Origin of the sequence: Tropicimonas sp. IMCC6043, from assembly GCF_004146235.1 — a bacterium.
Taxonomy (GTDB): domain Bacteria; phylum Pseudomonadota; class Alphaproteobacteria; order Rhodobacterales; family Rhodobacteraceae; genus Tropicimonas.
The window spans coordinates 1-8,821 of record NZ_SELO01000085.1; the positions used below are offsets into that span (position 1 = coordinate 1).

At 59.9% G+C, this 8,821-nt stretch carries 10 protein-coding genes; 7 read left to right on the forward strand and 3 right to left on the reverse strand.

Annotated features, from left to right (window positions below):
• The 3 genes from EU800_RS25265 to EU800_RS25280 all read left to right on the forward strand — a co-directional run.
• Positions 1-215: ATP-binding domain-containing protein (locus tag EU800_RS25265; RefSeq protein WP_129636241.1), on the forward strand; the 215-nt coding region annotated here is incomplete at its 5' end.
• A 336-nt stretch (positions 216-551) separates the two neighbouring features.
• Positions 552-869, forward strand: a complete 318-nt coding sequence (locus tag EU800_RS25275) for an H-NS family nucleoid-associated regulatory protein (RefSeq protein WP_129636242.1) — start codon at positions 552-554, stop codon at positions 867-869.
• 544 nt (positions 870-1,413) lie between these two features.
• Positions 1,414-2,004 (forward strand): CDP-alcohol phosphatidyltransferase family protein, encoded by a 591-nt coding sequence (locus EU800_RS25280; protein WP_129636243.1) that lies wholly within the window; start codon positions 1,414-1,416, stop codon positions 2,002-2,004.
• A gap of 434 nt (positions 2,005-2,438) precedes the next feature.
• On the opposite strand, the gene EU800_RS25285 is transcribed toward EU800_RS25280, so the two are convergent.
• Complete coding sequence (locus tag EU800_RS25285; RefSeq protein ID WP_165354848.1) at positions 2,439-3,536, reverse strand: ISAs1 family transposase; 1,098 nt, start codon at positions 3,534-3,536, stop codon at positions 2,439-2,441.
• 133 nt (positions 3,537-3,669) lie between these two features.
• Between EU800_RS25285 and EU800_RS25290 the strand changes: the two genes are divergently transcribed.
• Together EU800_RS25290 and EU800_RS25295 are read left to right on the forward strand one after the other, a co-directional pair.
• Complete coding sequence (locus EU800_RS25290) at positions 3,670-3,957, forward strand: hypothetical protein (RefSeq protein ID WP_129636245.1); 288 nt, start codon at positions 3,670-3,672, stop codon at positions 3,955-3,957.
• Positions 3,958-4,165: 208 nt separating this feature from the next.
• Entirely contained in the window at positions 4,166-4,873 is a 708-nt protein-coding gene (locus tag EU800_RS25295; protein ID WP_129636246.1) for an IS6 family transposase, read from the forward strand.
• 369 nt (positions 4,874-5,242) lie between these two features.
• On the opposite strand, the gene EU800_RS25300 is transcribed toward EU800_RS25295, so the two are convergent.
• On the reverse strand, positions 5,243-5,821 hold the full coding sequence (locus tag EU800_RS25300) for a hypothetical protein (RefSeq protein WP_242500831.1): 579 nt from the start codon (positions 5,819-5,821) through the stop codon (positions 5,243-5,245).
• A gap of 120 nt (positions 5,822-5,941) precedes the next feature.
• Here EU800_RS25300 and EU800_RS25305 point away from each other — a divergent pair, with 120 nt between their 5' ends.
• Entirely contained in the window at positions 5,942-6,352 is a 411-nt protein-coding gene (locus tag EU800_RS25305; protein ID WP_165354847.1) for a c-type cytochrome domain-containing protein, read from the forward strand.
• Positions 6,353-6,820: 468 nt separating this feature from the next.
• On the opposite strand, the gene EU800_RS25310 is transcribed toward EU800_RS25305, so the two are convergent.
• The gene (locus EU800_RS25310) at positions 6,821-7,759 is read right to left on the reverse strand and encodes a LysR substrate-binding domain-containing protein (protein WP_129636248.1); all 939 of its coding nucleotides are present in this window, start codon (positions 7,757-7,759) and stop codon (positions 6,821-6,823) included.
• Between the two features lie 103 nt (positions 7,760-7,862).
• On the opposite strand from EU800_RS25310, the gene EU800_RS25315 reads away from it, so the two are divergent.
• Positions 7,863-8,507 (forward strand): glutathione S-transferase family protein, encoded by a 645-nt coding sequence (locus EU800_RS25315; protein WP_129636249.1) that lies wholly within the window; start codon positions 7,863-7,865, stop codon positions 8,505-8,507.
• Positions 8,508-8,821: the final 314 nt, after the last annotated feature.

Sequence of the window (8,821 nt, forward strand, 5' to 3'; positions counted from 1 at the left end):
AGGGGTCCGAGTACCCGGCCGTTGTGATCCCGGTGATGACTCAGCACTACGCCATGCTGCAGCGCAACCTGCTCTACACCGGCATCACCCGCGGCAAGCGGCTGGTGGTGCTTGTCGGCCAGCGGAAAGCCGTGGCTATCGCGGTTAAGAACGTGTCAGGTCGGAGACGGTGGTCCAAGCTGCACGAATGGCTGGCCGATGGTGGAGCGACGTAAACAAATTCCGGGAGATGGACGCCGCCGGACCGGCACCGCCCCATTCGCCGATTTTGCGGGCGCACAAGGAGACCTTCGCCGGACAATCTCGCAGGACAAATCGATCCCCTGTTCGGCTGGCAATTCTTCGACATCGCGGTCGCCAAGTGCGAACCGGAAGTGGAGCCAGACGGCATGTTGGATGATCACCGGCGGGAACAAGTGGCGGCGTAGGATAGTTGGCTCTGGAAGGTCCATACAGTCGGATCTTATCGATCGCCAACCGACACTTCTTTTTTATTTCTTGTTAACGAATTATTTTGTAGGCATAGCGATACCAAATTGAAAGGCAGAACCATGGCAAAGATCAACCTCAACAAAATGTCCTTGGAAGAACTGAAACAACTTCAGAAGGACGCAACCAAGGCCATTGACGACTTCAAGGAACGCAGGCGCAATGAAGCTATCGCAGCGGCTGAGGCAGCGGCAAAGGAACTTGGCTTTTCGCTGAAGGAACTGACCGGCGCTCCCGTGAAGAAGGGCAAGACGAAGAACCCACCGAAATACGCCCACCCCGAGAACCCGGCAAAGACTTGGACGGGACGGGGACGGAAGCCGGAATGGATCAAGGACGCCGAGGCCGAGGGCAAGTCGCTGGAAGAGCTTGCGATCTGAAGGTCGCCCCAAACATCGAATATGGCCAGCGCGGTAACCACTACACCACTGACCTCTGAGTCAGGCAATGCTCTGCGATATTCCAACGCTATGTCGGGGCTTGGAATTCCATTGACTTTGACATCGGATACCACTGGTGTCGCAGACGGCATTTGGGCAGTGTCAGAACGAATTCGGTTCAGCGCGGTAGGGTGGTGGTCCCGTTGCGTCCGTGCATGACGAAAAGCGCCCCATTCGAATGCTTCCGTACCTGCCGGGAAATCAATCGCCTGGCGGTGATGCTCCACTTTCTTTTGCCGCTGTCGCTCCGAAATGGCGAGGATCTGCTGCACGAGTGCGTCATCGATGTCAGCCACGAAGCCGTCCGGCACTGGTGGCAGCAGTCTTGTCAGGACAAACCAGTTTGATAGACTTTTATTGGCTCGGTTGTAGATCTCGGTGGCGCTCTGAAAACACTTTCTCCATAAAAACCAAGTTGTTGCATCTTCCGTTTACCTAAGAAGACGGGGAAGGGCGGCCGGTCGAAGTTGCTCTGACAACACCCATGTTCTCCATCGCAAACCTTTTGACACTCTACAGGCTGACGGCGGCACCGATAGCGGCATGGATGGCCCTGACCGGAAATCGCGAGGCCTTCTTCGTCCTGATCGTGATCAGCCTGGCAAGCGATCTTCTTGACGGCCCAGTTGCCCGATATCTCGATCAGGAGTCAGGATTCGGCGCAAGACTCGATACTATCGCTGATGCCTGCACGGTACTTGCCGGTATCTTGGGTATATTCTTCTTTGAAGGAGAGAACATCCGGCCCGAGATGCCCTGGCTCTACATTTTCCTGGCCGTCTACGCCTTAGCAGCCATTGTGTCACTCGCGAAGTTCCGCGTTCTGCCGTCGTATCATTTGTATTCGTCCAAGACCGCCGCCGTATTCTCGGGTGTGTTCTTCCTCTGGTTGTTCATGTTCGGATATTCGCGCCCGTTCTTCCTCTTCGTGCTCGGTATCGGGGTTCTGGCCAGCATCGAGTCGTTGCTGGTCACATTGGTCACAGAGCGTTTCCGTTCCGATATCGGCAGTGTTTTCTTGGTGCTCGCACAAACAGACGAAGCAAGAAATCAACGAGGTCGCGACGCGCCATGAGGACGTTTCTTCGCTCCGCCGCCAACTCAGGCAGCCGTACGCAGGAACTATGGTTCGGTCGGTAGAAAGTGACTGCCGCTACCAAGTCTTTTCCGGAAGCCCATCGCCTCAAAGCCACCAAGGTGGCTCAGGACGGATGAACATAAAGTGGTATTTCGCGTGGAGAGCGCCCAAAAGGAAATTGTGCGTGGCCATTCAAACCGTTTGCGCCGCCTGCCCCACACCGCTCGTCGCTCTCGTCTCAGAAAGAGAAGTTCAGGGATTTGGACAGCGCTCGATGTGGCCTTCCCAATTGCCCTGCCTCATCGAAGGGGTCAAATTCAGCGAGGGCATCGCCGAGCGAGATGCCGAACAGAAAGGCGCCGCCGGATTGAGCCGCGTCACCGAAATTCGGCCACGACTCCCAACAGCCCGTCAGGGCAATCGCGTTTGGCTCAGGCGGCTGCCATCCCATTGAGAATGCTGCGTAGGAAGGCGTTGTCCCAGCCTGCGCGCTGGAGCTTCATGGAGAGCGAGCCCTTCGACGTGTCGCTGCGGGCGACGTCCAGCGCCCGGCGGCGCAGGACGGCGATGTTCGCCGGGCCGTTATCCTTACGGTTGCGCGCCGCGTCCTCGTGAAACGAGACATCGAGCTGCCAGTGCAGCGCGTTCTCTATGGCCCAGTGAGCGCGGACCGTGGCCATGAGGACCTCCGGCGTTGGCAACCAGGACAGGGCGAAGAAGCGTGTCTCGGAGGTGGTTCTGCCGTCGGCCTCACGGCTCGCTTCGATCCACCCGAACCCCTTGAGCCCAGGGAAATTATGATGTTCTGCCAGACCTTTGGCAGATACGACCATGGCCGTCCGGGTCTCCCGCCGGCCGTGACCGGTCTCCTCCAGCCGGGCAACCGGATGGGTCTCCTTCACCGCGCCAAAGCAAGCCCGGGCATCGGACAACAACGAGTCCTGGTTCGCCTTCAGCGCCAGGCACCAGTCGCCGCCCCGGGCGTTGATCGCCGCAACCGTCCGGCGATTGCAATGAAGCGCGTCGGCCGTCACGATCTTGCCCTTGAGCGCGAGAAGCCCGAGGACATCGAGCGCGGCGTCCAACTCCGCGCCGTTGTCGGCCGCCCGGCTGGCCAGCGTCAGGCGTAGCCGCGCGGCATAGGCCGACACCATCATCCGCGTCCGCGCGCTCTCGCCCTTGCCCCGTGCGCCGCGCAATGCCTTGCCGTCGATGGCGATCACGTCCCCCTCGCGCAGCAGCGCCGCGACCTCGGCCAACACCTGCCCGAATGCCGCATCGAGGGCTTTGGGATCGATCATCCGGAACACCGTGGAGAAGGTGTCATGCAACGGGATCGCATGCTTCAGCTTCAGGAAGTCCCTGAAAAGGCACTCCTTCGCCCGGCCGAACATAGCCATCCCGGCGCAGGATGTCGCCCCGCAGAGAACCGCCACGAAGGCGATGACGAGAAGCTCGCCGAGGTCATGGCGCGCGTTGTCGGCGCGGGGATCGGGGATGTCATCGAAGGCGGTGAGGAAGATGTCTATGCTGGCAACGGGCTCCGGAGGATGAATCCTCCATCCAGAATCCATCCGGACCACCGCTGCAAGGGTTGCGGCTCACCCCGTCAAAGCCAAACGCGATTCCCCTGAACAGCCCGTAAGGTGAAACTCCCCGCCCATGCTGCACCCATGGTCCATCATTGAAGTGCTCCTGTTGCTCGCCCTGGCGAACGGCAGCCCGATCGCAGCCAAGCGACTCCTCGGCAATCGTTTCTCCTTTCCTCTGGATTGCGGCGCCATCTTCCTTGACGGTCAGCCCGTGTTTAGCGCCTCGAAGACAATTCGCGGAATCGTCGTCGCGCTCCTCGTCACAGCCTTTGGGGGATTTCTGTTGACCGAATCCTGGGCGCTCGGCCTGGTAGTTGGCAGTGCCTCGATGGTCGGCGACCTCCTGTCGAGTTTCTAAAAGAGGCGCCTCGGATTTCCACCGAGCGCTCAGGCCACAGGCCTAGATCAGATTTTTGAAGTGGTTTTGCCCGCACTCGCCGTCATGCCGCTGCTCAGCCTGACCTGGATTGATGTCCTGGCGATCATCGTGCTGTTCTTTGTCGGCGAGAGGTCATGTCAGGGGAACTTGGGTTGCGGCGGGGTAGGGCGCCGATTAACTTCCCCTGATGCCGAAACCTGACCCTTTCAAATACTTCAAGACGAGCCGAGAGATCATCCGCCTGGCGGTGATGATGTACGTCCGTTTCCCGCTTTCGCTTCGCAACGTCGAGGATCTGTTGCACGAGCGCGGGATCGAGATCAGCCATGAATCCGTCCGGTTTTGGTGGAACCGGTTTGGCCCGATGTTTGCCGCCGAGATCCGCAAGAAACGCGCCGAGCGTCTGCGTTCTGGCCCGCAGTGGTATTGGCACATCGACGAGATGTTCGTGAAGACCAACGGCGTGCGGCACTATTTGTGGCGGGCCGTAGACCAGGAGGGCGAGGTCCTCGAAAGCTTTGTGACGAAGGCGCGGGACAAGAAGGCGGCATTGAAATTCTTGAAGAAAACAATGAAGCGCTATGGTCGGCCGCACATCTTCGTCACCGACAAGCTTCGGTCATACGGTGCGGCGCTGAAGGAAGTCGGCGCGGCTGGCCGGCAAGAAACCGGACGCTGGAGGAACAACAGGGCGGAGAATTCACACCTGCCTTTCCGAAGACGAGAAAGGGCAATGCAACGCTTCCGGCGAATGCGAAGTTTACAGATGTTTGCCGCCGTTCACGCCCCGGTCTTCAACCACTTCAACTCGGAGCGCAGCTTCTACTCGAGGGCAAATTTCAAGCTCAAACGCGCCGCCGCTCTCGCCGAGTGGCGTCGACTCGGCGCGGCATAAGGGGCAGGCTCACTGTCCAATCGGAGACCGGTTCGAATTCGTCTGGCAGCACCATCCAATGCTCAGCCGACGTGATAGACAAGGGAGCGCCGGTCTCGCCCGGCGAGGCCACCAATGGCAAGTTTGCCGACTTTGCGGACCTTCTCGGCAGTGCAGCATGCCCAACAGTGTTTGCCCGAAATCCGGCGAGGATGCCGTGAACCAGACGTTCGCGGCAGCTGCATTTAGGATACGTTCAGCGGAGTTTGTCGTCGCTACGGTTTCAAAATGTGCAATCGGCGATGACAGCGACCCAATGCCAAGGGGCAACAGATTGTAACTGAGCGCCTGCGGGCGCTCAGTCAGATCGTCTTCCTACGCAAATTGTGATCAGTGTACGGCGTGGTCGCAGGTGATGTTCGGATTGAACGGCATCAAGACCCCCATTGGGTTCTCCCGAAATAGCCAGACATGTTGATCGTAGTGCGGCATAAAGCCGTGCGCCTCGTCACCGGGCGTGTTCGGATCGTCTGCCATGTGGTCCCAGGAACGGCCGTTCAACACCAACTCTTCGCCATTCGCGGCGGCATTCCAAGCCGCTTCGAACACCAGATTCTCGACCGCGACCAGTTCCAGCGAACCGTCAGCCTGTGGCTCGTAAATTAGGATCGAGGGCTTGGACCAGTCGGTATAGGTGGAGTCTCCGTTTACGCGCGGTTCGGTGCTGGTGACCTTGAGCATCGCCGGGTGGATGTAGTGAATGCCCATCGCACCCAGTTCTGGTGGCAGTCCCTCGCCCTTGGCCGAAACGCAGTGGTTGTCGGGGGTGACGTAACCATCCGCCAAAGCGACATTGATATCCTTGTATTTCTCGACGCTGGCGCGCATTTCGTCCAGATCGATATCCGCAGCCGACAGGGCCATTGGAACGCAGGCGGCCAACACAGTCAGTATTGCTGTTCTCTTCATTATTGTCCTCCCATGGGTACCGTTCCGCGGGTGAAACACCCGCGCCGGCAACATCATTCTAGCATGAACTCAGACCCAATTGCGGTATCCTTTGCGGGGAACTCACGCCGGGAAAAGCCGATGCAGATGTATTGGAACAGGGGGACGCGGGCGTTGCGAATAGAACGCTCGATCCGGGCGCTTGCGCTGCTCATGGCGGTCCCCGGCGTAACGGCCGCCGGCAATGACGCGTCGCCCGGCTGGGCCGAAGTCAGCATAATCTTTACCGAGCGCTGCGTGATGTGTCACTCGGCAGTTGCTGGTGCCTCGAAGGGCTTGCGGCTGGATGACTACGCCGCCGCCCTGACCGGCAGCGAGCGGGGCGTGGTGCTGATCCCCGGCGACCCCTCCGGCAGCGAGTTGATCCGTAGGCTTCGTGGCGAGAGCGTGCCACGGATGCCGTTTCTAAGCCGCCCGCTGGCCGAAGATCAGATTGCGCTGATAGAAAGCTGGATCGCTGCCGGCCTGCCGGAGGCAAGCACGGAGCAATAGGCGCAATTGATAGGTTCTCCACCAAAGCGACGCCCCGCCACTTCACCTTGCCTCGGCGCAATCGATTTTGCAGGGCGATGATCCCTTCGGCCTCGGAGCCGAAATTGGCAAAGCTGAGTTCCAGTGACTGCTTCGGGCCCGTCCCGACCTTTGATTTAATGCCGCGGGTGCGAAGAGCAGTATCTGCCCGGATGTCAGGTGCGCGCAGTGAGCGACCGCGCTGGCGTGTCCGGTCCAAGAGCCAACGCTTCGTGCCACCGAAGGGGGAGTATGCCGACCTTGCCGCCATTCGCTGCATCGGCAACAGTTCCGCGAAATGCTCGCCCGGCACCCGGCATCGGCGACCAGACCGGAAATTCGCCGCGGCTCACACGTAGTGAAAGTCGGCGGACTTTCCGGCCATTGTTGCTGATGCGGCATGGCCGTCCGGACTTTTCACGGCACCGATGTTCCATAGGCCTTTCACCGTCAGAACCGCTCCAACAAGGTCTCTACATCTCGATTGAATCGGCGAGCGCGCTCGATGAGCCAGGTAGCGAAAGCACGCTGCGTGGCCGAGATCGGCGCGTTGCGATGCCGGAGGAGCCGGTACTTGTATGTCGTTTCGCGGCGCTGGCCGGCACCGAAGGGCATAGTGAGCCTGCCGTCGGCAAGCGCATGATACGCCTCTACCAGCCCCGCCATCACCATACCTTCTCCGGCATTTGCAGACTGCAACCCGGAGCCAGCCTTGGAGAACCGGATGCCTTGAACGAGGCTGGTAGGCTCGATGCCGAATGCCTTGCCCCATCCGTCGAAGCCGATCCAGCCTGGATCGCCGGTCCGGTTGAGCACGTGGATGAGCGGCACGCCTGCCAGATCATGGCGGCCGGGCTGAAGGTCGTGTCGGGCTGCGAAGGCTGGCGTACAGACGGGCTGGACGGAATCGCCGAAGAGCAAGGTCTCCTCGAAGGGATCGCCCGCAGGTCGCCCATAGCGTATGGCTAAGTCGAAATCCTCGGACAACAAGTCATGGTCTCGGTTCGACGCATCCAGCCGAAGGTCCGCCTGCGGATATTGGGACGTAAACTCTGACACCACCAGCCCGAACCAGTTCTCCGCAAAGGACTCGGGCATCGTCACCGACAGGCGCCTTACGGATGCCTCCGGTTGCAGCCCTTCAAGGACGCTCGCAAGAACTGAGAAGCCTTCATTCAGCGCCGGCTGCATCCGTCTTGCCTCGGCGGTCGGCGTGGCTCCGCGTGCAGAACGCTCGAAAAGGCTTCGGCCGATATATTTCTCAAGCGACTGTACGCGCTGCCCAACCGCCGCGGGCGTGATGCCCAACTCCATCGCGGCCGCTGTGAAGCTACCCTTCCTGAGCGTTGCTTCGAGTGCCCGCAGGCCGTTCAGGTGCGTGATCTTCATGTGCGAAAGCCTAAAGGTTACCTTTAGCAGAACCAAACAAATTCTGCCGTGCGCGCTCGGCCCGTCTTCCCGATAGTCGGGACAACCAACCGGAGGAACGCCGATGTACACGCTCTACTGGGAACACATGGCTGGCTCGATCGTCGTGCAGGCTACACTCGAGGCGCTCAATGCCGACTATCGGATGCAATACGTCGACATGGGGGCCGGGCAGCACCTGAAGACCGATTTCCTGAAGCTGAACCCGGCTGCCCGGATTCCTGCGTTGAGCCTTCCCGGTGGAACAACCATCGGAGAAACCGGCGCCATCGTCACACTGCTTGGTGAGGTGCACGCTGAGAGCCCTGTCACGCCCCAGCCGGGCGATGCCGATCGCGGGGCATTCCTGTTCTGGCTGAACGTCATGTCCACGGCTGGCTATGTCACATCGAGCCGCGTCGGCCATCCTGAGCGCTTCGCCCGGGACGATAGCGCCATCGCCCAGGTCGAGGCGCAGGGCGACAAGGACTTCGCGGAGTTCTTCAACCTCATGGACCGGTCCATCGCGGGAGATGTCTACTTCCTTCGCCGCGGCCTGACCGCGCTCGACTTCTACGTGACGATGCTCAGCGAATGGGTCAGCGACAGACAGGCGTTGCTTGTCGAGTTGCCGCGGCTCCGCAAGCTCTGCAGCGCCGTTCGCGAGACGCCGGCCTACAGAACCGCCCTTGAAACCCACAAAATGCCCGCTTTCGAAGAAGCGGATTAGAGCCGCGATACATCAAATCAACGATCAGGATCAGGGAGGCAAAAGATGAAGAAGTTCGTGATAGAACGGGAAATCCCCGGTGTCGGCGCCATGAACGATGAGGAGATCAGCGGGCGGCGAAAGCATCGAAGGAGGCGCTCGATCAAATGGCGCCGAAGGGACATCGCAGATCCCATTAAGAGTATCGTGTCCGTCGTCAGAGTATTTCGGAGATCGCGAGGTTTCTCGTAGCGAGAGTTCCGGTTCGGTTTCCGTTTGAGATTATGCGGCAGCGTTCTGATGCTGCAAGCGGCGTTTCCGGATGGTCTGTTTCT